General features: G+C 62.1%; 24 protein-coding genes. 11 read left to right on the top strand and 13 right to left on the bottom strand.

The features are described 5' to 3' along the window. Positions 1 to 89 precede the first annotated feature (89 nt). Both HX801_RS01425 and HX801_RS01420 read left to right on the top strand, forming a co-directional pair. Positions 90 to 596: an RNA polymerase sigma factor gene (locus tag HX801_RS01425; RefSeq protein WP_003212456.1), complete on the top strand. Its 507-nt coding sequence runs from the start codon at positions 90 to 92 to the stop codon at positions 594 to 596. Continuing rightward, positions 593 to 1345 (top strand): anti-sigma factor, encoded by a 753-nt coding sequence (locus HX801_RS01420; RefSeq protein ID WP_003212454.1) that lies wholly within the window; start codon positions 593 to 595, stop codon positions 1343 to 1345. Before HX801_RS01425 ends, HX801_RS01420 begins: the two co-directional genes overlap by 4 nt. On the opposite strand, the gene HX801_RS01415 is transcribed toward HX801_RS01420, so the two are convergent. From HX801_RS01415 to HX801_RS01385, 7 genes are read right to left on the bottom strand one after another with little or no spacing between them, the layout of a single operon-like run. Further along, positions 1342 to 2325 (bottom strand): spore coat protein U domain-containing protein, encoded by a 984-nt coding sequence (locus tag HX801_RS01415; RefSeq protein WP_371316159.1) that lies wholly within the window; start codon positions 2323 to 2325, stop codon positions 1342 to 1344. The two genes, HX801_RS01420 and HX801_RS01415, sit on opposite strands and share 4 nt — an antisense overlap. 16 nt (positions 2326 to 2341) lie before the next feature. Continuing rightward, positions 2342 to 4735, bottom strand: coding sequence for a fimbria/pilus outer membrane usher protein (locus tag HX801_RS01410; protein ID WP_177021442.1), 2394 nt, complete (start codon positions 4733 to 4735; stop codon positions 2342 to 2344). A 41-nt stretch (positions 4736 to 4776) separates the two neighbouring features. Further along, positions 4777 to 5562 (bottom strand): molecular chaperone, encoded by a 786-nt coding sequence (locus tag HX801_RS01405; protein WP_177021441.1) that lies wholly within the window; start codon positions 5560 to 5562, stop codon positions 4777 to 4779. 26 nt (positions 5563 to 5588) lie between these two features. Beyond that, positions 5589 to 6041, bottom strand: coding sequence for a spore coat U domain-containing protein (locus tag HX801_RS01400; protein ID WP_371316552.1), 453 nt, complete (start codon positions 6039 to 6041; stop codon positions 5589 to 5591). A gap of 52 nt (positions 6042 to 6093) precedes the next feature. After that, positions 6094 to 6630 carry a spore coat protein U domain-containing protein gene (locus tag HX801_RS01395; protein ID WP_032898768.1) on the bottom strand — a complete coding sequence of 179 codons (537 nt, stop codon included), beginning with the start codon at positions 6628 to 6630 and terminating at the stop codon, positions 6094 to 6096. 18 nt (positions 6631 to 6648) lie between these two features. Continuing rightward, complete coding sequence (locus HX801_RS01390; RefSeq protein ID WP_003212440.1) at positions 6649 to 7191, bottom strand: spore coat protein U domain-containing protein; 543 nt, start codon at positions 7189 to 7191, stop codon at positions 6649 to 6651. After that, a complete protein-coding gene (locus tag HX801_RS01385; RefSeq protein ID WP_218166240.1) occupies positions 7185 to 7676 on the bottom strand; it encodes a spore coat U domain-containing protein in 492 nt (163 codons plus the stop codon). The genes HX801_RS01390 and HX801_RS01385 overlap by 7 nt, the downstream gene beginning before the upstream one ends. A 229-nt stretch (positions 7677 to 7905) precedes the next feature. On the opposite strand from HX801_RS01385, the gene zapE reads away from it, so the two are divergent. After that, complete coding sequence (zapE, locus tag HX801_RS01380; RefSeq protein ID WP_134327000.1) at positions 7906 to 9021, top strand: cell division protein ZapE; 1116 nt, start codon at positions 7906 to 7908, stop codon at positions 9019 to 9021. 10 nt (positions 9022 to 9031) lie between these two features. After that, entirely contained in the window at positions 9032 to 10354 is a 1323-nt protein-coding gene (locus tag HX801_RS01375) for a leucine-rich repeat-containing protein kinase family protein (RefSeq protein WP_177021440.1), read from the top strand. A gap of 123 nt (positions 10355 to 10477) precedes the next feature. Here the strand turns inward: HX801_RS01375 and HX801_RS01370 are convergent, their stop codons facing one another. Continuing rightward, a complete protein-coding gene (locus HX801_RS01370) occupies positions 10478 to 11185 on the bottom strand; it encodes a YebC/PmpR family DNA-binding transcriptional regulator (protein WP_102369528.1) in 708 nt (235 codons plus the stop codon). Positions 11186 to 11294: 109 nt separating this feature from the next. Then, positions 11295 to 12608 carry an MFS transporter gene (locus HX801_RS01365; RefSeq protein ID WP_003212430.1) on the bottom strand — a complete coding sequence of 438 codons (1314 nt, stop codon included), beginning with the start codon at positions 12606 to 12608 and terminating at the stop codon, positions 11295 to 11297. Positions 12609 to 12874: 266 nt separating this feature from the next. Between HX801_RS01365 and HX801_RS01360 the strand changes: the two genes are divergently transcribed. Next, entirely contained in the window at positions 12875 to 13747 is an 873-nt protein-coding gene (locus tag HX801_RS01360) for a LysR substrate-binding domain-containing protein (protein ID WP_003212428.1), read from the top strand. 126 nt (positions 13748 to 13873) lie between these two features. On the opposite strand, the gene HX801_RS01355 is transcribed toward HX801_RS01360, so the two are convergent. Continuing rightward, positions 13874 to 14731, bottom strand: coding sequence for a LysR substrate-binding domain-containing protein (locus HX801_RS01355; protein WP_003212427.1), 858 nt, complete (start codon positions 14729 to 14731; stop codon positions 13874 to 13876). Between the two features lie 112 nt (positions 14732 to 14843). Here HX801_RS01355 and HX801_RS01350 point away from each other — a divergent pair, with 112 nt between their 5' ends. The 3 genes from HX801_RS01350 to HX801_RS01340 all read left to right on the top strand — a co-directional run bounded on the left by HX801_RS01350 (position 14844) and on the right by HX801_RS01340 (position 17491). Beyond that, complete coding sequence (locus HX801_RS01350) at positions 14844 to 15953, top strand: 2-aminoethylphosphonate--pyruvate transaminase (protein ID WP_003212425.1); 1110 nt, start codon at positions 14844 to 14846, stop codon at positions 15951 to 15953. Positions 15954 to 15980: 27 nt separating this feature from the next. Then, complete coding sequence (phnX, locus tag HX801_RS01345; RefSeq protein ID WP_003212423.1) at positions 15981 to 16808, top strand: phosphonoacetaldehyde hydrolase; 828 nt, start codon at positions 15981 to 15983, stop codon at positions 16806 to 16808. A gap of 122 nt (positions 16809 to 16930) precedes the next feature. After that, positions 16931 to 17491: a cytochrome b gene (locus HX801_RS01340; RefSeq protein WP_177021439.1), complete on the top strand. Its 561-nt coding sequence runs from the start codon at positions 16931 to 16933 to the stop codon at positions 17489 to 17491. Between the two features lie 117 nt (positions 17492 to 17608). Here the strand turns inward: HX801_RS01340 and HX801_RS01335 are convergent, their stop codons facing one another. From HX801_RS01335 to HX801_RS01325, 3 genes are all read right to left on the bottom strand, one after another. Further along, complete coding sequence (locus HX801_RS01335) at positions 17609 to 18508, bottom strand: 1-aminocyclopropane-1-carboxylate deaminase/D-cysteine desulfhydrase (protein ID WP_177021438.1); 900 nt, start codon at positions 18506 to 18508, stop codon at positions 17609 to 17611. A gap of 57 nt (positions 18509 to 18565) precedes the next feature. After that, positions 18566 to 20605 carry an NADPH-dependent 2,4-dienoyl-CoA reductase gene (locus HX801_RS01330; RefSeq protein ID WP_177021437.1) on the bottom strand — a complete coding sequence of 680 codons (2040 nt, stop codon included), beginning with the start codon at positions 20603 to 20605 and terminating at the stop codon, positions 18566 to 18568. A 117-nt stretch (positions 20606 to 20722) separates the two neighbouring features. Beyond that, positions 20723 to 21661: a LysR substrate-binding domain-containing protein gene (locus HX801_RS01325; protein ID WP_003212414.1), complete on the bottom strand. Its 939-nt coding sequence runs from the start codon at positions 21659 to 21661 to the stop codon at positions 20723 to 20725. A gap of 136 nt (positions 21662 to 21797) precedes the next feature. On the opposite strand from HX801_RS01325, the gene hutH reads away from it, so the two are divergent. From hutH to HX801_RS01310, 3 genes are all read left to right on the top strand, one after another. Further along, entirely contained in the window at positions 21798 to 23339 is a 1542-nt protein-coding gene (gene hutH, locus HX801_RS01320) for a histidine ammonia-lyase (protein WP_008431464.1), read from the top strand. 92 nt (positions 23340 to 23431) lie between these two features. Then, positions 23432 to 23941, top strand: a complete 510-nt coding sequence (locus HX801_RS01315) for a prolyl-tRNA synthetase associated domain-containing protein (protein WP_177021436.1) — start codon at positions 23432 to 23434, stop codon at positions 23939 to 23941. Positions 23942 to 24295: 354 nt separating this feature from the next. Beyond that, positions 24296 to 25060, top strand: a complete 765-nt coding sequence (locus HX801_RS01310) for a transporter substrate-binding domain-containing protein (protein ID WP_003212408.1) — start codon at positions 24296 to 24298, stop codon at positions 25058 to 25060. Positions 25061 to 25195: the final 135 nt, after the last annotated feature.

Raw genomic sequence — 25195 nt, 5'->3', positions numbered from 1 at the left:
CCTGGCCTGCTGTTTATTTTTATTGGCCTGGAATAACCTTCAACGCCGGACGTCCTCCTAGTCCCAGCGTAGTGACTAGCCAGAATCCCATGCACGAACTCGACGAACAGTTACGTGAACTCATCCCCAGGTTGCGGCGTTTTGCCGTGTCCCTGACGCGTAACACCAGCAGCGCCGACGACCTGGTGCAGGCGAGCCTTGAGCGCGCGATCATCAGTTGGGCCGACAAACGCCTCGAAGGCGACTTGCGCGCCTGGCTGTTCTCGATCCTCTACCGGCAGTTCCTCGACGCCCATCGGCGCTCCCGGCGGTACACACGCATGCTGGAGTTTTTCACCGGCCGCGATGATTCGCAGCCGTCGGTCGAGCGCACCGTCATCGCGCAATCGACCCTGCAAGCCTTCGACAAATTGAACACCGAACAGCGCGCTTTGCTGCTGTGGGTCTCGGTGGAAGGCTTGAGCTACAAAGAAGTCGCCGACATCCTCGAGGTGCCCGTGGGCACCGTGATGTCTCGCCTGTCGCGCGCGCGCCAGGCCCTGCGCCAGCTCAGCGACGGCGAAATCACCAGCCCTGCCCTGCGGATACTCAAATGATCAGCCTGCCTCCCAGCGAACGCGATTTGCATGCCTACGTCGATCACCAGCTCCTGGACGCCGACCGCCGCCAGCTCGAAACCTGGCTGGCGGCCCACCCGGACGTCGCCGCCCAGGTGCACGCCTGGCAACAGGACGCGCAGCACCTGCGGGCATCGTTGAGCGGCGCACTGCAACAACCCGCCAACCCCGAGCTGGACCCGGCCCTGATTCGCCAGCGGGTCAAGCGCCAGTCACGCCGCCATCTCGCAACCGCCGCCATGCTGTTGATTGCCGTCAGTGTCGGCGGCCTCGGCGGCTGGCAGGCCCGCCAGGCTACGCTGCTCGAGAGCATGGCGCCCATGAGCGACGCGATGCAGGCCTACCGCCTGTTTGCCCAGGACGGCATCTTGCCCGCCGACTACCACGTGCAAAGCGGTGGCGACATGCAAGGCTGGCTCGACCGTTACTTCAACCAGGCCTACCGCCTGCCGGACCTGAGCCAGGCCGGGTTCAAGGCGGTCAGCGGGCGCCTGCTCAGTACCGAACAAGGCGCGGCGGCCATGGTGCTGTATGAAGACCCCCAAGGGCGACGCATCAGTTTCTATATCCGTCCGCCAGGCCCGGAAAACAAATTCCTGCCCCGTGGCAGCCGCAGTGCCGACGGGCTGCAGGCCGAATACTGGTCGGGCGCGGGCTACAACTATGCGATGGTCAGCCCGCAAGACCCGTCGACCACGCAGATGCTCAAGCAGACGATGCGGTTCTAGAAGGCCACATCCAGCACCACGTTATCGACGTAGGTGCCGGCCGGCGGTGTTGTCTGGTTGGTATAGATCGCGGCGTTGTAGTTGAACACCTGGCTACCGGTACCCAAGCCATTCCCGGGATTCACCTCAGCCGTTGAGCTGGCGCGCCGGGCGGTGCTCACGCTGCCCCAGCGGGTGGTGGTGGCGCTTTTGAAAATGTCGTAATTCAGGAAATTGCTGCCAGAAACCATCCGCCGCTGCCCACCCACACTCACCGGGTTCTGGCCATCGCTGATGCCCACGGTGTAGGCGCTGCCCTTGGTGCAGGCAATGGTGGCCTGCCCGTTCACGCTGGAAAAACCACTGACTACCGGCGCACTGCCGAAGGCGATGTTGGGTGCAGAGATTGTGCAGTCGTTAGCCACGGTCATGCTGACGGTCAGGGAAGCCGTGCCACTGCCGGTGTCCCGTATGACACAGAGAGAACCCACACCGAGGACCGAGCAATAATTCCAGGTCCAGGCAATGCTTAGTGTCTCAGTATAAAGGCCGGCCGCCACATTGCTGCCGATGATGGAACTCAGATAAAGCGGCACGGTTTTCGTGCCCGGCCCGGATACCAGCCCCAGGCTTTGGGCGATGCCGGTGGCACCGAAATCGAATTGGGTTCCACGGGTGATCGGATAACTGGTGCTGTTACTGCCGTAGATCGTATAGCTGATGATATCCCCAGTGGGGCCGACCATGCCGCTGGTGGCCGACGTGATGGTTGCATAGAAGTGATCATTGGCTGCCAGCAACGAGATCAGCGTGGCCCCACAATTCAAGCCGGCATTGGTGGTGGAACTGGTCTGGGGAGCGGTGCGCACCGTCATCGAACTGATCGAGCCAAAGCCGGCCGGCGAGGTGGTTCCCGGCACCGAGCACGCGGCCATCACCTGTGTCGAAAAGCCCAGCCCCGCCAGCACCAGCAGCCCCACTATGCATTCCTTGCCCCGCACACCCACACTCCTTATCTCATTGGCAAACCAGTGGCCCGATCAGCGGCACCTGTGCTTCGTTGATATCCAGATCGAACGTTGCCTGGCAGGTACGGCCCTCACCCACAGTGACTTGCAAGGTGTTGTGGGCCGCCAGGTTCTCCAGGTACACCAGGCCGTCCCAACCCACCACCGCCCGCGCGCCGGTTTGCTCGTGACGCACCTGGCTGCCCAGGGGCAGTTCCTGATGCTGGGCATCCACCAGGGTGATACTGGCCGCGATCACCCGGCGCACCGGGAATTCCAGCAAATAGCCGCTGCCGCGACGCACCGCCACGCGCTGCTCGACATTAGGGGTCTGCACGTTGACCGGCAGGTTCAGCGGGTCGATTTCATACTTGCCGCGGTAGTACGCGCTGCTCCACGGCACCAGCAAGTGCCCGTTGCGGTCGGTTTCCCCCACCAACTGGTTTTCATAGAGCACCGGCACACCGGAATAGCCGTCGGTGCTCACCACCACAAACGCGTCATTGACCTGGTTGGCCGTGAACACCTGATTGTCCATCCACACCAGCGAGCCACTGGCATCCGCCCAACGGGTCTCGGCGTCACTGCTACCGTACACGCCCGCCTGCAATTGCACCGACTGCATGCGCCAGGTCAGGTCGGCCTGGCGATAGGCCGGGCCGTCGCCACTGGCATAACCTAGGTTGTAGCCCACGCCGCCCTCGGACGGCACCGCCCGGCTGTAGTTGACCCGCTGGCGACTTTCGCCGGCCTGGCTGCGCTCGTTGCTCAAGGCCAGGCTCCCGTAGACGTCGAACGGGATCACCAACTGCGCCTGCATGGCCCAGTTGCTGTCACCGACCTCACGGTTGGCCGACAGATAGAAACTGGTGTTGCGCCACAACTGCTTGCTCCAGGTGAGGTTCATCAGCCGGGTGCGGGAGTCATCGGCTGCCTGCACATCGAAATAGCCGGCACCGATGCTGCCGAAATCGTTGAGGTTCAGGCTCAGGGTCACCTGCTCGCTGCGCTTGCTGAGGCTCGCATAAGGCGTGTCGACCAGGGTCAGGTCGGCGTACTGGTCGCGGCGTTCTACTCGCTGGTATGACAGGCTGTAGCGCTGGTTGCTGTATTGATAACCGAAGCTCAGTTGCTGGCCGGTCTCGCCATCAAACTGGCTTTGGCTGAGGGCGGTATTGAGCACCCCGAAGTTGCCCAGCCGCACGTTGCCGCCGAGCCCGCCCAGGGTCAGGTCGCCTGAGGCTTCGGCATGGCTTTCCAGGGTGAAGTAGTCCGACACCCCGTAACGAAAGGTGCCGCTGGCCACGCCCGGCCCGTAGCCAAAATCCCGAATGGTGTAGTCGCGGCGCAAATTACCGGCCGCCACGGAAAAATCCGACAGGCCTTTTTGCAACAACGTACTGGTGACGTAGAACGGCACGGTGGTCGACACCTGCCGGCCCAGGGCATCGGTGGTGACCACCACCGCTTCGCCGGCGCCGTTGATAAACGGCACGTTGGTCAAGGTGTAAGGGCCCGGCTGCAGATCTGCGCTGCTGGATTTGTAGCCATTGATGAACAGGTCCACCGACGACGGCACCGCCGCCTCCCCGGCAAATTGTGGCAAGGGGTAAGTCACCAGGTCCGGGCGTACGCCGAAATCCCGCGACACTTGCACCCCGCCCAGGCGTACCGAACTGCTCCACGGCAATGCGCTGCTGATCACGTCGCCCGCCTCGTAGGTCAGCAGGCGCTCATCGTCGGAAAAGCGCCAGGTGGTGTCATAGCGCCGGTAGCCATTGTTCAAAGTGCTGCCGCTGGTCTGGCCGCCAAAGGTGGTGCGGTATTGGCCGGTATTGGACAGCGTGCCCCACGTGTCGAACAGCCGCACTTCGTTGAAGATGCCCAGGTAAGTGCCCGCATCGTCGGTGTCATTCAAGTAGGCGTCGTAGTTGAGCAACGCACCAAAACTGGTGAGTGCCTGGGTGCGCGGGTAGTTATCGCGATTGCCGATGAACTGCGCCGGCAACCATGCCGGCGGTACCGTCAACATGAGGCGCTGGCCCTGGCTGTCGTAATCGGTGTGCAGGTCGGGCACGTGGTCCAGTGCGACCTCGGTGGTGATGCCGGCCGGCAGTTTCATGCCGATATCCCGCAATGTCGCGGCCGGCAAAAACAAGCCGCCGGCCCGTTGATCCACGGCGACCACCCGGCCGGTGTCCAATTGGTTGACCACCAGTTCGAGGAACAACTGTGCATCGGCAACAGCCTCCATGTTGCTGGGCGGCGGCGGCAACGGCGCGGCCACGCCAAGCGGCGCAAGCACCAGGCCCGCCAGGCCGCCCACCACCCACACCGATCGCCATCGACTACGAGCCCAACCATGGCTCACCAAGGCTTTGTGTCCATCAATGGACATCTCCATCCGTTAAGACCAAGGGCTGCTCCATGCCCTATTCCATTGCGTTACCGTCCCGGCGCAAGGTTCTCCAGTTGCGCTGCGCCATTGACTCGCACCTGCAGCGGCTGATCGCCCGCGACATCTTGTGGCACCGGCCAGCGCATGGTTGCGCCCGGCAGTACATAGCCGAGCAGGCCGTCAACCAGCGGCCGGGTCTGCCCGCCCTGCTTGAACGCCACATCGGTGAGCCGCGCGTGCACCGCGCCCTGGTTGCGCATCTCCACATAGTTGCGCCCGCCGACGGTGACTTTTTTCCAGCTCAGGTCAGGCTTGCCCGCGCCCTTGGGGTCGCGCTGGCGTGTCGCATCTTCCTTGCTCCACAGGCCTGCGCCGTAGGCGAACAACGGCACCGAATAACGCATCTGAAAGCGGATGGCGGCGGCCGTCTTGCCATCGGCTGCGGGGGTTTCAGGGGTGGCGGCGGGGATTTCGTCGATGATGATCCGATAGGCCAACTCCTGGCCCGGCGGCACTTCCCGGGTCCGGGTCAGGCGCACCAATTGCTTCTGCCCCGGTTCGATCTTCGCCACCGGCGGGCTGCCGATCACGTCGCGCTGGTTCTGGTACTGCTCGTCAAACCCGCCCTGGCTCCAGGCAAATACCCGGATCTGCAGGTTGGCAGTCTCTGTACCGCGGTTCTCCAACCACAAGGCGCTGGCCTGTTGATCGGCCTCCAGCACCGGGTCAATGGGCCAGATCAGCACCGAACTGGCAGCCTGGACCTGCCCGGCGCCCAACGCCACCAGACCGATAAAACCCGCAACCCAATACCGCCGGGAAGCTGCAAACATAGATTCCACTCCTCATGCCAATCGCCTTACCAGGACAGCTGCACCTGCAGCACGTCGCTGTACGTCCCCCCAGGCTGATTACCCGGTAACACCACCCGGCCGTAAATCGGCAGGGTTATATTGTTCGCGTTGCTGTAGGCCACGCTGACGCTTTGACTGATCCCCAGGCTCTGGCTCAGGGCCGCGTCCTGAAACAGCTGGTACGCCACTTGGGCACTGCCGCTATTGAGTTGCATGTGCCGGCCACTGGCGTTGTACAAGCCGCCGTTGACGCTCATGTTCAAGGTGACTCCCGGAGTGCATTGCAGCGTTACCCCGCTGCTCAGCGCCACCGACACCGTGCTGGTGGACAACGACGAATAGCTGCCGAACGCCAGGCTGCCGTAGTTCGTGCCGCCGCCCACCACCAGGCAGCCTGCGGCAATCGTCGCGCTGACCTGGATCGTCTGGCTGGTCACCGCCAGCAACGACAACGGCATTCCCCAACCCGTGATGACCGCGAGCGTCGCCCAGCAGGCCCGCTTCATGGCACTAGAACGTCAATTGCACGGACACCGTGTCGGTGTAGGTACCCGCCGGCAGACCTGCCTTGCCCACGGCCTGGCCGTAGATGTTCACGGTTTGCGCAACGCCCGTGCTCGCGCCTACGTTGATGGTTCCGTTGATCGCCAGGAGCGTCGAATGCCCGGTGTCGGTGTAGAAGTCATACGGCACATAGTTGGCCACGCCGTCGTACAGCGCCCGGGTGCCGCCCGTGGACTGGCCGTCATGGGAGCCCGCGCCCACGGTGATCACCGGCGAGGTGCCCGAGGAACACTGGATCGACAACGCGCCTCCACCGCCACCCAGCACCTGGCCGGACTGCGTGGTGAACTGGCTGTTGGTGGTACCGAAATTGATCGTACCGAAGTTCAAACCGGTGGTGCCGCCCACGCCGTTGACCAGGCAACTGTTGGTCAGGATCAGCGTGGAGCTGATCTGCCCGGTGACCGTCGTGGCCGCCTGGGCACCCGATACCCAGGCCAGTGCGACCAATGGGAGAACTGCTTTAGATACAAGTGCATGCATGATGTCCATCCTCATGAATTACCAATCCAGAGTCACCGTCAGGGTGTCTGTGTAGATGCCGGCCGGTAGGGCCCTGGTATTCGCCACCACCGAGCCGAATACCGGGATCGGTACCTGTGCGCCCTTGGTCACGACGAAATTGCGTTGCTGGCCGATGCTGTAGGTGCTTCGGCCCGCAGGATCGGCCGACAGCCGATACGGTATGGTTTGCCGGCCATTGCTCAAGCGCCGGGTGATGCCGTCGCCATGGGCGCCGCCGTCGATGGTCACGGTGAAACTGCTCACCACCGACGGGTTGCAGGACACCGCGAGCGCGGCCTTGTCGCCATCACTGATGCCGGCACCCAGGCCCTTGTCCCAAGTGGGTCCGTGGCTGCCGAAATCCAGCAAGGCCGAGCCGCCATCCGGGCTCACCGGCGCGCTGTCGGTGCCTTTGCTCACCTGGCAACTGGCGGTAATCACCAGCCGTGCGTGAATCTGCCCGGCGACCGCCGCCTGGGCGTCCTCGGCCAGGAGCAACAGGCCGCCCAGCGCGATGCAGGCCAGGGCGCGGCTTACCATGTCACCGTCACTTTGAGCAGGTCGGAATAACGCCCCACGGCCGGTATTTCCTTGAGCGGCTCGATGCGTCCGTAAAGTGGCAAGTCCACCGTGCCGGAATCGGGCACACGGCCGCTCAACGGTACGTCCACGGCCAAGGGGATGCGGCGTGCGGCATCGGCATAAATTCGATAGGGAATGGGTTTGATCGAGGGGGCAGCAGCGCCCAGGTAACGTACTTCGCCGATGCCGCCATGCAGGCCGCCGTCGACACGCATCTGATACGGCGTATCCGGGTTGCACTCCAGGCGTGGCTGGCGCTGGCTGATCAAGGCTGCACTCAACGGGCCTGCCGGGTCATCCAGCCGGGAGCCGCTGCCGAAATCCAGTACGCCGAGCTGCTCGATCCCTGCTTCACGCGTGGTGCCGACCAACTGGCACCCCCGCTGCACGTCGATACGCACCTCAACCTGGAGCTGTGCACCATAAACCGTGTTGCAGAGCATCGCGCTCATGATTGCCAAGACTGCGTGTCCCTTCACTGCCCCAAATCCTTATACAGGGGTGACTGCTGTGTATGAGGTTAGTCACTTGAAGGGAATCCGCCAGTCAGGTCGGTGTTTTGGATCCATTGACCCATGCCTTTTCCAGATAGCTCGCGCCGTGCTTCTCTATTGGTCAAACCGCAACCGGCGCTCTAAAGTGAGCGACCACCGAAACACAGAGTGACTGACATTGGCTGCTTTACCGCCCCTGCTCAAACGGTTGCTGGGTAAAACCGCGGCGACCACCGCCGCCCCCGGTATCAGCGCATTCTTCCAGGGCAAGGCCCGGCAACAGGGCTATACCCTCAGCCCAAGCCAGCAACAGGTGATCGAGACCATGGCCCGGCAAACCGACCATCTGCTGGCCGGGCGCCCTACCCGCAGCCTGTACCTGCACGGCGCCGTCGGCCGGGGCAAGAGCTGGTTGCTGGACGGCTTTTTCCAGGCGTTGCCGATTGCCGAGAAACAGCGCGTGCACTTCCACGACTTTTTCGCCCGTCTGCACCAGGGAATGTTTGCCCATCGCCAGCAGCGCGATGCCTTGGCCGTGACCCTGGATGAGTTGCTCGATGGCTGCCGCGTGCTGTGCTTCGACGAGTTTCACGTACATGATATCGGCGATGCGATGCTGATCAGCCGCCTGTTCAAGGCACTGTTCCGGCGCGGAGTCTGGGTACTGGTAACCTCCAATTATCCGCCCGCCGGGTTGCTGCCGAACCCCTTGTACCATCAGCGGTTCAAGCCGGTGATCGAGCTGATCAGCGCGCGCATGGACGTCATGGAAGTCAGCGCCCCCCAGGATTTTCGCAGCCTGGCCCAGGCCCATGGCGATCAGCGGTTCAGCGCTGGCCAGTTCGTGTGGCCGGGGACTGCCGCGCAACGCCAAGCCCTGGGCCTGCCGTCAGCGGATCAGGCCCCGGTCAGCCTGACCGTCGGAGCCCGGCAATTGACTGCCCGCTGGCACCAGGACCGCAGCATTGCCTTCACCTTCAGCGACCTGTGCGAACAACCGACCGCCGTCATGGACTACCTGCAGCTGTGCCGCGACTATGAACGCTGGATCATCGACGGCCTGCCGCACCTGGCGGACTGTCCGATTGCCGCCCAGCAACGGTTCATCAACCTGGTGGACGTGCTCTACGACCAGGACAAGCAATTGGTGCTGATCGGCGAGCAGCCGCTGGAGCAATCCCTGAGCGGCCAGGCCATCGATTTGGCGCGCACCGCCAGCCGCCTGGGGCAGTTGCAGAAGATCGGGCCGCAACCCGCTATCATGAGCGCCATTCACGCCCCTATTGCCGAGTGACGCGCCGTTCATGGATACCCTTGCCCAACTCAAGGCCGGCCAACTGGCCGGTATCAAACGCCTGGACCTGCGCTGTGGGCTGACCGAGTTCCCCCGGGAAATCTTCGACCTGGCCGACTCCCTGGAAATCCTCAACCTTACCGGCAATGCCCTGAGCAGCCTGCCGGATGACCTGCACCGCCTGCCCCATTTGCGCGTGCTGTTCTGTTCGGAAAACGCCTTTACCGAACTGCCGCAATGCCTGGGCCAGTGCGCGCAGTTGAGCATGATCGGCTTCAAGTCGAACCAGATCAGCAGTGTCCCGGCGACGTCGCTGCCACCCTTGCTGCGCTGGCTGATCCTCACCGATAACCACATCAGCCAATTGCCGGACGAACTGGGTGAACGGCCTTTGCTGCAAAAACTGATGCTGGCCGGTAACCACCTGGAGCAGTTGCCGCAAAGTCTCGCCCAGTGCAAAAACCTCGAATTGATCCGCATCGCTTCCAACCGCATGACCCGCCTGCCGGACTGGTTGCTGGGTTTGCCGAGCCTGACCTGGCTGGCCTACGCCGGTAATCCGGTAGAGATGGCCGTGGAAGAGGCCCGCCATGACGCGACGCCAAACATTCCCTGGTCCGAGCTGGAATTGAGCGAAGTGCTGGGGGAAGGCGCTTCCGGAATCATCCGCAAAGCGTACTGGGCCCCGTCAAACGGGCCGGTCAAGGCGGTCGCGGTCAAACTCTATAAAGGCAGCATTACCAGTGACGGCTCGCCCCTGCACGAAATGCACGCCTGCATTGCCGCCGGACTGCATGCCAACCTGATCAAGGTAGAAGGCCGTGTCGTCGACCACCCGGAAGGCCAGGCGGCGCTGGTGATGCAACTGATCGAACCGAGCTACCGCAACCTCGCGGCCCTGCCGAGCCTGGCGTCGTGCACCCGGGATATCTACGAGCCCACCACCCGTTTCAGCGCGGATGTGGCGCTGCGCATGGCCCGGGGCATCGCCTCGGTGGCGGCGCACCTGCACGCGCAAGGCATCACCCACGGTGATCTGTACGGCCACAACATTCTGTGGAATGAAGCCGGTGAATGTCTGCTTGGGGACTTTGGTGCAGCGTCGTTTCACGCCACGGTCGACAGCCAGGAAACCCGCGCGTTGCAGCGCATCGAAGTCAGGGCGTTCGGGGTGTTGCTGGGGGAATTGCTGGAAAGGATTGATGCGGGGTTGAGCGAGGAAAAGCGCGTGGCGCTGGAAGCCTTGCGGGACAACTGCTGCCAGCCGGAGGTGCTGGCCCGGCCCGGGTTCGAGGAAATCACAAGCTTGTTGCAGTCTTCCAAACTCCGCTAAACCCAATGTGGGAGCGGGCTTGCTCGCGAATGCGGTGTGTCAGTCAATACATGCTTGGCTGGTACACCGTATTCGCGAGCAAGCCCGCTCCCACATTTGGACCGGGTTCACATCAAATCAGAATCAACCCGCCAACCCGACGAACATGTCCTGCACGTCATCATGGTTGTCCAGGCCTTCCAGGAAGGCTTCGACTTCAGCCATCTGCTCATCGCTCAAACCGCTCACCGGGTTCTTCGCGATGTAGCCGAGCTTGGCCGACAGCACGGTGAAACCTTGCTCCGGCAAGGCTTTCTGCACGGCGTCCAGGTCAGTGGTCTCGGTGATGAACAAGGTCGTGCCCTCTTCTTCGCCTGCCTCGAAATCCTGGGCACCGGCCTCAATCGCGGCCATTTCCGGATCGGCTTCCGGGCTGTCCGGCGAGGCTTCGATCAGGCCCACATGGTTGAAGTCCCAGGCCACGGAGCCGGACGCGCCGAGTTGCCCCTTGCGGAACGCCACGCGGATTTCCGCCACGGTGCGGTTGATGTTGTCGGTCACGCATTCAACGATCAGCGGCACCTGGTGCGGGGCAAAACCTTCGTAGGTTACGCGGTGGTATTGCACGGTCTCACCGAGCAGACCGGCGCCTTTCTTGATCGCGCGTTCCAGGGTTTCCTTGGGCATCGAGGCCTTTTTGGCCTGCTCCACCACCAGGCGCAAATGTGCGTTGGTAGCAGTGTCGGCACCGTTGCGGGCGGCAATGGTGATCTCTTTCACCAGCTTGCCGAAGATCTTGCCCTTGGCATTGGATGCCGCTTCTTTATGTTTGACTTTCCACTGTGCGCCCATGACTCACTCTCTTCTGTCCATCGCGCCGAGACGTCTACTGGCCGGCGCTTTGGGGGCAGAGTTTATAGCGCTGAAACACTCTAATCCACCAAAAAACCGGCCATGCCCCTCAGGTCCGCAAGGGATTGATGGCGCGCTCACGGTCGGGCACGAAGTCGCCCACCTGCGCCAGCACCGCCGGCCTGGCGTTCCAGTAGGGCATCAACACCAGGGAGGAAAACAACGCGGCGCCGGCAAACACGATAAACACCGTGACGGTGTCGAAGTAGCCCGGCAACAAGCCGCCCAGGACTGCACCCACCGAACCGCAGCCGTTGACGAACCCCGCAGCCGTCGCGCCGGCCTTGGCGGTGCCGAAGTCGATGGCGGCGGTGCTGCTGATCATCGAGTCCGGCCCGTACAGGGTCAGGCCCATCACAAACAGCAGCGCCATCACCAGCGCCACACTGCCGGTGTGCAAGGCGCCCATGAACAACGCCAGGGCCACGGTCAGTGCCAGCAGGCTGAGGACACAGGCCGGCATGCGCCGGGCGCCGAACAGTTTGTCGGACGCCATGCCGATCATGATCGGCCCCAGCAACCCCGCCAGCTCGAACGCCGTCGGCACAATCGCTGCGCCGACCTTGCCCACCGACGGCATCTGCTCATACACAATCACCGGCCCCCACAACAGGATCGCGTAACGCGCCGGCTTCAACAGAAAGTACGCCAGCCCCAGGGTCAACACAGTACGGTTGCGCAAGATGGCCCGCAGCGGCTCCAGCACACTGGCGTTCTTCTCGGCGGCAGTCTGTTCCGGTTCCGGTTCCACTGCCGGTAACCCCACATCCTGTGGCGTGTTGCGCTGGAAAATGAAAAACAGCACCGCGACCACGAAGACCACAGCCGCACTGGAGATAAATGCCGCATGCCAGGTGCCGATCAGCGTATACGCCCACCATCCGGCAAACGGCGACGCCACCAGGCCACCAAAGGCGTAGCACGAGCTCCATAAACCCAGCACCCGGCCACGCTGCTGCGCCGGGAAGAAACTGCCAAGGTTCTTGCACAGCCCGGACCAGCCGGTGGACTGGGCCAGGCCCTGGATCAACATGCACGTGACAAAGATCGGCAAGGTGGCAAACGTGCCCATCACCAGGGCGGCGGCGGCTGAAATCAGCAACCCGCCGAGTACCACCACACGCGGCCCGAAACGGTCGGCGAGCATGCCCCAGGTGAATTGGCCAACGGCGTAGGCCGCCAGGTAGATGCCATCCAGGTTGGCCATCATCATCTTGTCCAGCGGGAAACTCGGGTCGTCGACGATCCCCAGCTTGGCCACCGAAAAAGCCTTGCGGGTGAAATAGAAGGCCGCGTACGCCAGCCAGGTGATGGCGAAAATCTGCACGCGCCAACGCTTGATGTTACTCAAGGGAGTATTCATGGTGGTTCTGACCTCGGGTGTGAGTGTGCCGGCAGAATGAAAAGCAAACGCCTGTATTTTTATTGTTGAGCACTGCAGTACCGGCGCTTGGGAGGCGACGGTGCTGGTCAGATGAGTCCTGCTGGTGAGCACGCAGAAAACCCATGGCCGCCGAAGGTGTAGGACTCGACCTACGGCGACTGGGGCTATCAAAGCAATGGCTGACTAATAGGTAAAATCGATTTATCGTATTTCAAATATAAGCTGAGCTTGTAAGAGGATTCGCGATGTCGGTGTCTCACGCGCAACTCAAAGCCTTCCATGCGGTGGCCGTACACGGCAGTTTTACCCACGCCGCCGAACGCTTGTTCCTCAGCCAGCCGGCCATTTCCGACCAGGTGCGCAAGCTTGAGGAACGTTTCGGCGTGCTGCTGTTTCATCGCAACAAACGTTCGGTGCGCTTGACCGACCTCGGCGAGCGCCTGTTGAGCATCACCCAGCGTCTGTTTGCCGTCGCGGCGGAAGCCGAAGAGCTGTTGCAGGATTCCCGCGCCTTGCAAACCGGCACCCTGACACTCGCGGTGGACGCCCCGGTGCATGTGCTGCCGCAGATCGCGCGCTTCTGCCAGTTGTACCCGGGCATCAGCGTGAAGATCGAAACCGGCAACACCGATGAATCACTGTTTCGCCTGTACAACTACCAGGCCGACCTCGCGCTGCTGGGGCGCGATGTGGACGACGAGCGGCTGCTGTCACTGCCGCTGCCCGATGACCAATTGCTCGCGTTTGTCGCCCGCAACCACCCGTGGGCGGGCCGCGAGTCGATCTGCCTGGCGGACCTGGACGATACGCCGCTGGTGTTGCGGGAAATCGGCTCGGTGACCCGCCAGACCCTGGAGCAGGAAATGCACCAGGCCGGGCTGCGCATTCGCCCGGCGATCCAGGTGGAAGGCCGCGAAGCCGCGCGGGAGGCGGTGGTGGTGGGGATTGGCGTGGGGGTGGTGTCGGCTGCGGAGTTTGGCGCAGATTCGCGGGTGTATGCGATGCCGATCCGTGACTGTACGCAGCGGATGAAGGAAACACTGGTGTGCTTGAAGGAGCAGAGTTCGCGGCGGGTGGTGGCGACGTTTCTGGAGATTGTGCGGGAAAGTTTGCGGTGAAGTTGAGGGCCCCTTCGCGAGCAAGCCCGCTCCCACAGTTGACCGAGTTCTACCGATGGAACGCGGTCGAATGTGGGAGCGGGCTTGCTCGCGAAAGGGCCAACTAGATCTCAAGCCAACCCCCACTCAGGGCGCCAACTCGAAAAACGCCTGAATCAACCGCAACTCCCGCCGCCGCTCCATGCACCCGATCACATGCCGGTTCACCAGCCCCTCGCCCTGGATCGGAATCGCGTGCACCCGCGGATCCCGGCTGACTTCCATCGACGACACCACCCCAACCCCCAACTCGGCCGCCACCGCTTCCGTCACCGCCTCACGGCTGTCCAGTTCCAGCAACACCCGGGGCTGCACGCCGGCCTGGGCGCAGGCATCGTCAAAGGTCCGCCGCGTGATCGAGCTGGGTTCACGCAACACCATGATCACCTGATCCAATTGCTCCAGCCGAATCCCCGCAGGCTCCGCCAGCCACGGATGCCCCGCAGGCACCAACGCGCAAATCCGTGACTCGATCAACGGCTGCAAGTGCAGGCCCTTGCGCGGCTCCACCTCGGTCAACACCGCCACGTCAGCCCGCTCCGACAACAGCGCCGCGAGGGTTTCCTGCGCATTGCCCAGGCGCAAATTGACAGTAATCCCCGGATACCGCTGCCGTAGGCTGGCCAGCATCGGCATGACCATGTGCGGCCCATCCGCCGCCACTTCCAGGCGCCCGGTAAGTAATTGCCGGTTGGCCTCCAGCAACGTCTGCGCCTCTTCCACCAGGCCGAAGATCGCCCGGGTGATCGCCGCGAGTTTGGTGCCCTCCTCGGTCAACTCCACCCGCCGCGCGGTACGCCGCAGCAGCGCGATCTGGTAGTGCTCCTCCAGCGCCTTGATATGCCCGGTCACCGCCGGCTGGCTGATAAACAGGCGCTCGGCCGCCCGGGTAAAACTGCCCTCGCGGGCCACCGCATCAAACGCACGCAGTTGAAACAGGTTCATAGCTATCGGCCTCACTGATAGCTCGCATAACAACAAACAATTTGATTGATGACAAGCCAAACTGCAATTTAGGCGCCGTAACTTCATCCCAATGTTTTGCGAGGACACACGAATGAGCACTGCCGCGCCGATCCTGCTGACCCCGGGGCCCTTGACCACCTCGGCCCGCACCCGCCAGGCCATGATGGTCGACTGGGGTTCATGGGATGACCGCTTCAATCAACTGACCGCCAGTCTTTGCGAGCAACTGCTGGTGATCGTCAACGGCACCGCCAGCCACCATTGCGTGCCATTGCAAGGCAGCGGCACCTTTGCCGTGGAAGCGGCCATCGGCACCCTCGTGCCACGGGACGGCAAGGTGCTGGTGCTGATCAACGGCGCCTACGGCAAGCGCCTGGCGAAGATTTGCGAAGTGCTCGGCCGCGAGTTCAGTACCTTTGAAACTGCCGAGGACGAACCCACCACCGCCGCCGACGTCGACCGCCTGTTGCACGCCGACAAGGGCATCACCCACGTCGCACTGATCCATTGCGAAACCAGCACCGGGATTCTCAACCCGTTGCCCGAGATCGCCCAGGTCATCGCCCGCCACGGCAAGCGCCTGATTATCGACGCCATGAGTTCCTTCGGCGCGCTGCCGATCGACGCCCGAGAGGTGCCGTTCGACGCGCTGATCGCCGCCTCCGGCAAGTGCCTGGAAGGCGTACCGGGGATGGGTTTTGTGTTCGCTGAAAAGCAGGCGCTGGCTGCAGCCCAAGGCAACTGCCACTCCCTGGCGATGGACCTTTTCGACCAGCACAGCTACATGGCCAAGACCGGCCAATGGCGCTTCACACCGCCGACCCACGTGGTGGCGGCGCTGCACGAAGCGCTGCTGCAATACAACGAAGAAGGCGGCCTGCCCGCCCGGCACCAGCGCTACGCCGACAACTGCCAGGCATTGCTGGACGGCATGGCCGAACTGGGCCTGCGCAGCTTCCTGCCCGCCGCGATCCAGGCGCCGATCATCGTTACCTTCCACGCGCCGAAAGACCCGCGCTACCAGTTCAAGGAGTTCTACGAACGGGTCAAGGCCAAGGGCTTCATCCTTTATCCCGGCAAATTGACTCAGGTGGAAACCTTCCGCGTGGGCTGCATCGGCCATGTGAACCAGGCCGAGATGCAAGCCGCGGTCGCGGCGGTGGCCGAGGTGCTGCAAGAAATGAACGTGCTCGATATCTGACTGCCCACTACTCACAGGATCTGAACCATGAACTACGCAAACCCAACCCAGCTTCAAGCCGCGATCCTCGACTGGGCCGGCACCGTGGTCGATTTCGGCTCGTTCGCGCCCACGCAGATTTTTGTCGAAGCCTTCGCCGAGTTCGACGTGCAGGTCTCCATCGAGGAAGCCCGTGGCCCGATGGGCATGGGCAAGTGGGACCACATCCGCACCCTGTGCGACCAGCCGCAGGTGGCCGAGCGTTACCGCAAGGCCTTCGGCCGCACACCGACTGACGATGATGTGACCGCCATCTACCAGCGCTTCATGCCGCTGCAGATCGAGAAGATCGCCGAGCACTCGGCATTGATCCCCGGTGCCCTGGACACTATCGCCAACCTGCGCCAGCAAGGGATCAAGATCGGTTCGTGCTCCGGCTACCCCAAGCAGGTGATGGACAAGGTTGTCGAACTGGCTGCCACCAATGGCTATATCGCCGACCACGTGGTCGCCACCGACGAAGTACCCAACGGCCGACCATGGCCGGCCCAGGCCCTGGCCAACGTGATCGCCCTCGGGATCGATGACGTAGCGGCCTGCGTGAAGATCGACGACACCGTGCCGGGCATCCTCGAAGGCCGTCGCGCCGGGATGTGGACCGTGGCGCTGACCTGCTCGGGCAACGCCCTGGGCCTGACCTACGAGCAGTTCCGCGCCCTCGACGCCGGCACACTCGCCAGCGAACGCACGCGTATCCAGGCCATGTTCGAAGGCTCGCGCCCACACTACATGATCGACACCATCACCGACCTGCCTGCGGTGATCGCCGATATCAACCAGCGCCTGGCACGGGGTGAAATGCCGCAGGGCAACTGATCGAGATCAAAAGATCGCCTATACACCCTCCTCTCACGGGCAAACCTCGTAAAACAGGCTTACATTGAAAGGACTCCGTCGCAAAGAACGGAGGTTTGCCCTGATGAGTGAGGAAGAAAGCGATGCCCTGGAAAAATTCCGATACGCGTTACAGCACCATGTCGATTGCGTTGCACTGGCTGATGGTGGTGCTGCTGGCGGTGGTCTACGCCTGCATTGAGTTACGCGGGCAGTTTCCCAAAGGCAGCGGCGCACGTACGTTGATCGTGGAAATGCACTTCATGTTCGGCCTGACGGTGTTTGTGCTGGTGTGGCTACGGTTGTTCGCCCGCAGCCTGGGCGTTGCACCGAAGATCGTCCCTGCCCCGCCGCAATGGCAAACCCTCCTCGCCACCCTGATGCACATGGCGCTGTACGCCTTGATGATCGGCATGCCCATCGCCGGCTGGCTGATCGTCAGCGCCGAGGGGCATTCGGTGATGTTCTACGGCATCGAGTTGCCGCCGCTGGTTGCCGAGAACAAGGCGTTGGCCAAGGAAATTGAAAGCTGGCACGTGCTGTTCGGCAAGATCGGCTACTGGCTGATCGGGCTGCATGCGTTGGCCGGATTGGCCCATCACTATGTGCTGCGAGACAACACTGCGTTGCGGATGATGCCCGGCAAGAGAGGGAGCATTCAGTGAGCCCACGGATTGAATGTGGCAGCTGGCTTGTGTGGGAGCTGGCTTGCCTGCGATAGCATCACCTCGGTGCCACTGATACACCGCGGTGTCTGCATCGCAGGCAAGCCAGCTCCTACATTAACCGGGTGCAACAGGGAAACCCCGGCGGCCTTGCAGGCCACCGGTGTGGACGAAGATCAGGCGCGTACCGGAGGCAAAGCGCCCGGCTTCAATCTGCTGCTTCAACGCCAATAACGCCTTGCCGGTGTACAGCGGCTCCAGCGCCAGACCACAGGCTTGCTCGGTAGCGTCGATAAAGGCCAGCAACTCCGGATCAACCTTGGCAAAGCCGCCCCGGCTGGCCTCCAGCAATTCATAACCCTGCTGCACAAGCGCCTGCACCTGTTGCGCCACCCCGTGGTCGTCGGGCACCGCCAGGGCGCCATATACCGGATGCGCGCCCGCCTCCGCCAGCACCAATCCCGCCAATGTAGTACCGGTGCCTGCCGCCAGCCACCAACCGTGATAGTCCGTCCAGCCCAGGCCGTTTAATTGTGCCCGCGCCTGATTCACCAAAACCCCGCAACCCAACGCGCCCGCCAGGCCCCCGCCGCCTTCAGGTACCGGGTGCAGGTGCGGATACTGCTCGCGCCAGGGCAGCCAGAAGTCCGGCTCGTTGCGCGCGCGATAGCCGCCATACCCCAGCCAATGCAGTTGCATGCCGAAGGCCTTGAGGTCGAGCACCGTGAGAGTGTCTTGCGGATGGCCACGCAGCAAGCCAACGGTAGGAAAGCCGAAGCGTTTCCCGGCCGCCGCCAGTGCATGCAGGTGATTGGAGTAAGCGCCGCCCAGGCTGATGATCCCGCTGGCGCCCGCCGCCCGGCCTTGCGCCAGGTGCTCGGTGAGCTTGAACCACTTGTTGCCGCTGATCAGCGGGTCGATGCGATCCAGGCGCAGTACGGCGACTTCCACCGGCCCCATCCAGTCCAGCTTCAGGGGTTCAAGGCGCGCGTGGGGGAGCCAGTCGAAAGGACCCATGAGGGCGGTTCTGCACAAGAAAAGGGGCGGTAGTCTACCACCGCCCCTTTTACGTGTTTATAGCTCGGCCGCCAGGCGCGAACCCTGGTTGATAGCGCGCTTGGCATCCAGCTCGGCCGCCACGTCCGCGCCGCCGATCAGGTGCACGTTCTGCCCGGCCGCCACCAGGCCATCCTGCAATTCCCGCAGCGGGTCCTGCCCGGCGCAGATCACGATGTTGTCCACCGCCAGCACCTTCGGTTCACCCTCGGCGCCGATGCGGATGTGCAGGCCCTCATCGTCGATCTTCAGGTACTCGACGCTGTTGAGCATCTGCACCTGCTTGTTCTTCAAGCCGGTGCGGTGGATCCAGCCGGTGGTCTTGCCCAGGCCGTCACCGACCTTGGAGGTCTTGCGCTGCAACAGGAACACTTCACGCGCCGGCGCATGGCGCTCGGGCTTGATCCCGGCCACACCGCCGCGGGCTTCCAGGTGGGTGTCGATGCCCCACTCTTTCCAGAACGCCTCGCGGTCCAGGCTGGTGGACACGCCCTGGTGCACGAGGAATTCCGAGACGTCAAAACCGATACCGCCGGCACCGATCACCGCCACGCGATGACCCACCGGCTTACGCTCCAGGATCACGTCGAGGTAGCTCAATACCTTGACGTTTTCCACACCGGGAATCGCCGGAATACGCGGCGCGATGCCGGTCGCGAGGATGATCTCGTCATAACCGCCCGCAACAAGCTGCTCAACGTCGACCCGGGTGTCCAGGCACAGTTCGACGTGAGTGGTCTGCAACTTGCGCTTGAAGTAGCGCAGGGTCTCGAAGAACTCTTCCTTGCCCGGCACACGCTTGGCGATGTTGAACTGGCCGCCGATCTCGCTGGCCGAATCGAACAGCGTCACTTGATGCCCACGCTCGGCGGCGACGGTGGCGGCCGCCAGGCCCGCAGGACCGGCACCGACCACGGCGATTTTCTTGATCTGCTTGACCGGCAGGTAGTTGAGCTCGGTCTCGTAGCACGCACGCGGGTTGACCAGGCAGGTGGTCAGCTTGCCGCCGAAGGTGTGGTCCAGGCAGGCCTGGTTGCAGCCGATGCAGGTGTTGATCTCATCGGCGCGGCCTTCGGCAGCCTTGTTGACGAAGTCCGGGTCGGCGAGGAATGGGCGAGCCATCGAGACCATGTCGGCATCGCCTTCGGCCAAAATCTGCTCGGCGATTTCCGGGGTGTTGATCCGGTTGGTGGTGATCAACGGAATCTGCACCGCACCGCGCAACTTCGCGGTGACCTTGCTGAACGCGCCACGCGGCACTTTGGTGGCGATGGTCGGGATCCGCGCTTCGTGCCAGCCGATGCCGGTGTTGATGATGGTTGCACCGGCCTGCTCGATGGCCTTGGCCAACTGCACGATTTCTTCCCAGGTGCTGCCGCCTTCCACCAGGTCGAGCATCGACAGGCGGAAGATGATGATGAAATTCGGGCCTACGGCTTCGCGCACCCGGCGCACGATTTCCACCGGCAGGCGCATGCGGTTTTCGTAGCTGCCACCCCAACGGTCGGTGCGGTGGTTGGTATGGGCGGCGAGGAACTGGTTGATGAAGTAGCCTTCCGAACCCATGATTTCCACGCCGTCGTACTCGGCGATCTGGGCCAGCACCGAGCAGGTGACGAAATCATTGATCTGTTTTTCGATGCCTTCTTCGTCCAGCTCTTTGGGCTTGAACGGGTTGATCGGCGCCTGGATTGCGCTCGGTGCCACCTGCTTCGGGCTGTAGGCATAACGCCCGGCGTGGAGGATCTGCATGCAGATCTTGCCGCCCGCCTCGTGCACCGCCCGGGTGACGATCTTGTGCTTCTGCGCTTCTTCGTCGGTGGTCAGCTTGGCCGCACCGCCATACACCCCACCTTCATCGTTGGGGCCAATGCCGCCGGTGACCATCAGGCCCACGCCGCCACGGGCACGTTCGGCAAAATAGGCCGCCATGCGCTCGAAGCCACCGGGTTTTTCTTCAAGGCCGGTGTGCATCGAGCCCATCAGGGTGCGGTTGCGCAGGGTGGTAAAACCCAGGTCCAACGGGGCCAGCAAGTGCGGGTAGGCAGCAGCGGTCATGGTACAGCTCCACAACGGATCATCACGGGACGTGGAGCGCTCGAATGGCACTCCATCGGTTTATGTCCCACAGACTAAGAGTCCGCCAGCTGGCGCTCAATGACCGTAAGTGACAACTTAATGATCAAAGTGCGCAGCAGAAAGCATGGCAGCGGTAATTTTCTCCTGTTTCTGCCCCTGCCCAATCATCCAGCGTTGAAACCCACGGCACTGCTGTTTGTGCAGGGTATTGGGGTGCCAACTCAGGTAGTACGGCGCCGCCAGCGGCACGGCGAACCGCCAGGGAATCACCAGCCGACCGGCGCGCAGGTCCCCGGCGATCATTGAGAACTGCGCCAGCACGATGCCTTGCCGGTCGATGGCCGCCTGGATCGCGGTAATCGATGATGAGTAATTGCGGCGGATCACGATGGGCTGGCCGGTTTGCCCTTCCAGCTCGCTGAACCATTGGGTCCACGAAGGCGGCGAATCGAATTTGGGCCGCGAGTCGATGCCGATCAGGCGGTAATCGAGCAAGTCCCGCGCGCACGCAACCCGTTCCAGCAACTGCGGTGAACAGGTGGGCACCACACAATCGCGGAACAGCGGCACGCTATGCCCGGCATGCTCGGGGTGCTCGCCATAACCGATGCGAAAGTCGGCACTTTCCTCCCCCGATGCATCATCGAGGGTGCTGTCGAGGTAGATGTCCAGGTCGGTTTCGTCCTGCCCCCACTCGTCGATCAGCGGCGACAGCCATTTGGTCATCAGCGAAGGCAGGCAACTGATATACAGGTTGTTGGGATTCTTCGCCCGCTCGGCCTCGGCCACCGCCAGCCTGAGTTCTTCGAACGCCGCGGTGCAGCGGGCGTGCAGGCGTTCGCCGACGCTGTTCAAGCGCAGGCGCTGGCCGTCCTTGAGCGTCAGCTTCATGCCCAGGGCATCTTCGAGCAGTTTCATTTGCTGGCTGACAGCGCCCACCGAGATCCCCAGGCGAATCGCCGCCTGGGACATACCGGCGCAGTGGCCCACCACTTCAAACACTTGCAACGCGCGCAACGGCGGTAAACGGCTCATGGGGGAATCTCGCGACTTCAGCAGTTTAGATTTTCTACTAAAAGTAACAGAAAACCTCATATTTTCTTCAGTCAGTGCAACCCGTAGAGTTAAACCACTTCCCACCCCATTGCGTTACGCCCTGCTGGAGTCGCTGATGAAAACCCTGCCTGAACAAATTACCCATGTCGTGTTAGGCGACAGAGAACCCAGCATCGAAGAGTTCGTGGCGATCGCCCGCTATTCGGCCACTGTTTCGTTTGCCGACAGTTACAAGAACCGGGTTAAAAAGTCCCGTGGGTTGATCGAGCGATTCCTCGATGAAAACCGTTTGGTGTACGGCGTGACCACCGGTTTTGGCGACAACGTGCGGCATGTGATCTCGCCGGAAAACGCCAAGGAACTGCAAGTCAACATCGTGCGTTCCCACGCTGTTTCCGTCGGCGAACCGCTGGTGCGTGAACAGGTGCGGGCGATCCAGTTGATGGTGTTGATCAGCCTGGGCAAAGGCTACTCCGGGGTGCGCCTGGAACTGCTGGAACTGATCGCCGGCCTGCTCAACCACGACGTGGTGCCCTTTGCGCCGGGCGAAGGCTCGGTGGGTTACCTCGCGGTAGAAGGCCACCTGGCCCTGGTGCTGCTCGGCGAAGGCCGTGCCAGCGTCAAGGGCGGTGCACTGGTGGATGGGGCAACCGCCCTGCAACAGGTCGGCCTGCAACCGACCGACCTGCAGTGCAAGGAAGGCCTGGCGATGTTGAACGGCACCACGTCGGTGACCGCCATCGCTACGCTGGCGCTGTACAACGCGATGCAGGCTGCGGACCTGGCGGACGTGGCGGCGGCCATGTCGCTGGAGGCGCTCAAGGGCACCATCCGCGCGTTCGACCCGCGCTACCACTCGATCAAGGCTCACCCCGCACAGGCCGCAACCGCCGCCAATATCAAGGCTATCCTGCACGACAGCCAGCTCATCGCAGACAACATCGATTACCGCCTGCAGGACGTCTACAGCCTGCGTGCCATCCCCCAAGTGCATGGTGCTTCCCGGCAGTTCATCAACTACGCGCGGGAAACCATCGAGCGCGAAATCAATTCTTCGGGCGACAACCCGGTGATTTTCCCGCTGGACGACGGTGACGGTATCGCGATTTCCGGCGCCAACTTCGACGGCACCTACATCGGGATTTCAGCCGACACACTGTGTGTGGCGCTGACCAATCTGGCGAAAATTTCCGAGCGCCGGACCGACCGCATGATCAACTCGCACTTCAGCGAAATGCCGGCCTTCCTGGTGCGCAACCCGGGCCTGAACAGCGGCTACATGATCGTCCAGTACACCGCCGCCGGGCTGTACGCCGAAATGAAAACCCTGTCGATGCCATCGTCGATCGACAGCGTCTCGACCTGCGGCAACCAGGAAGACCCGGTCAGCCTGGCCTACAACGCGGTGATCAAGGCCTACAAAGTCTCGCAAAAACTCCAGTCGGTGGTGGCCATCGAAGTGCTGGTCGCGTGCCAGGCCCTGGATTTCCACGATGTGAACAAGGCATCGACCGCGACCAAGGCGGTCTATGACCTGGTGCGCAGTGAAGTGCCGGTGGCGGATAACGACCGCGCGTTTTACGCTGACATGGCCAGTGTGATTGACCAGGTGCGCAGCGGGAAAATCAACGACCTGGTGGCCCATCACCTGAACTGACAACCACGCCGTCAAACGGCCTGCCCTCCTTTTCGGACGGCGGGCCTTTGCCATTTTTGGCGCAGACAAAGCGATACCCGGGGACCTTGCCAATGCTTCAACCCAAAGACGTTCTACACCTGCTCGACACCTGCTCCATTGCCTATGAATACGTGGAACACAGCGCCGTGCGCACCTGCGAAGAAGCCGACAAACTGGACATCGGGATCAGCGGGCAGGCGGTCAAGAACATCTTCCTGTGCGATGCCAAAGGCTTGAATCCCACCCTGGTGGTGCTCAAGAGCGAGCAGCGCCTGGACCTGCGTGCACTCTCGCAAACCCTCGGCCTCAAGGGCCTGAGATTCGCCTCGCCGCGCCGCCTGATGGAAACCCTGGGCGTGGAGCCGGGAGCGGTGTCATTGCTGGGGTTGTGCAATGACGTGCAGCGCGCCACCCAGGTTGTGATCGCCGAAGAGGTGTGGAACGGCGACAGGATTCTCTGCCATCCGCTGGTGAATACCGCGACCCTGTCGATCGCAGTCCGCGATATGGCGCGACTGCTTGAGCACCTGGGATTCACGCCAATACTCACCGCGAACCCTGCCCCCACGCCTGACGCCTGACAGCGCACGGGTGAGTGCAAAACGCTACCTATCGACCCAAAACAGGGCGAAAAAACCGCGCGAATTTTCTAACGATGTTTAATTTCCTTGAAAATCAACAGGTTATTTATTTGCAAAAGCTGGCAAATATTTTGCAATGACATGTATGTACATGTGGAGTCATGTGCAGACTGGAGAGCGAATCGGCCAGTCCCCAAACCTGTATGCGTTCGAGAAAAAAGTCCTAAGCCCACATCAAAACATTGGTAGGAAATAGAAATGACCGCTAAAAAATCGAATTGGTTAGGCTCTGTTGCTGTAGCGACCCTAGTGATGGCAAGTGCTTCCGGACTGCAGGCAAAGGACTGGACGTCCGTGAACATCGCGACCGAGGGCGCGTACGAGCCCTGGAACCTGACATTGCCAGGCGGGAAGATCAGTGGTTTCGAGCCTGAGCTGATGGACTACCTGTGCGCCAAGATGAAGCTGCAGTGCAAGATCACCGTGCAGAACTGGGATGGCATGATTGCCAGTCTCAACGCAGGGAAGTTTGATGTGTTGATGGATGCGATCGTTATCACTGACGACCGTAAGCAGGTCATGGATTTTTCGATTCCCTACGCGCAGACGCCGGCCAACTTTGTCGCGCAGGATGCGGCGTTGCTGCCGGGTAAAACCGGGGCGGCGAATGCGATTACGCTGAGTGCTGATCCGAAGGCGATTCACGATGCGATCGAGCCGTTGCGTCAGGCGCTGAAGGGTAAAACCATCGGGATCGCTTCAGGCATCATTTACACCAAGTTCATTGATGAGAACTTCAAGGACGTGGCGACGATTCGTGAGTACAACACGTCGGCCGATGCGATTCTTGATCTGCAATCGGGCCGTATTGACGCGATTTTTGATGACGTTACGTTCCTTGATTCGATCATGTCCAAGCCTGAGAACAAGGGGCTGGCGTATACCGGGCCGCAGATCAAAGGCCCTATCTGGGGTGATGGCGAGGGCCTGGGTTTTCGCAAGAGCGATCCGGAGTTGAAGGCCAAGTTTGATGCGGCGTTGAAAGAAGCGATTGCTGATGGGACTGTTAAGAAACTCAGCGAAAAATGGTTCAAGGTGGATTTGACGCCTAAGTCCTGAGGCGTTCCTGGTTGGGGTGGGGGCATATCCGTTATTTGGGTGATGGCTGATATTGGTTCCGCTCTTACAGCGGCTCACTTTTGAAAAGCCGGAATGCCGGCCCAGTCAAAAGTAAGCAAAACGCTCTTGCCCCAC

The organism is Pseudomonas sp. G1002 (assembly GCF_013385455.1).
In the GTDB taxonomy this organism is placed as follows: domain Bacteria; phylum Pseudomonadota; class Gammaproteobacteria; order Pseudomonadales; family Pseudomonadaceae; genus Aquipseudomonas.
This window is presented reverse-complemented; position numbering and strand designations above follow the sequence as displayed.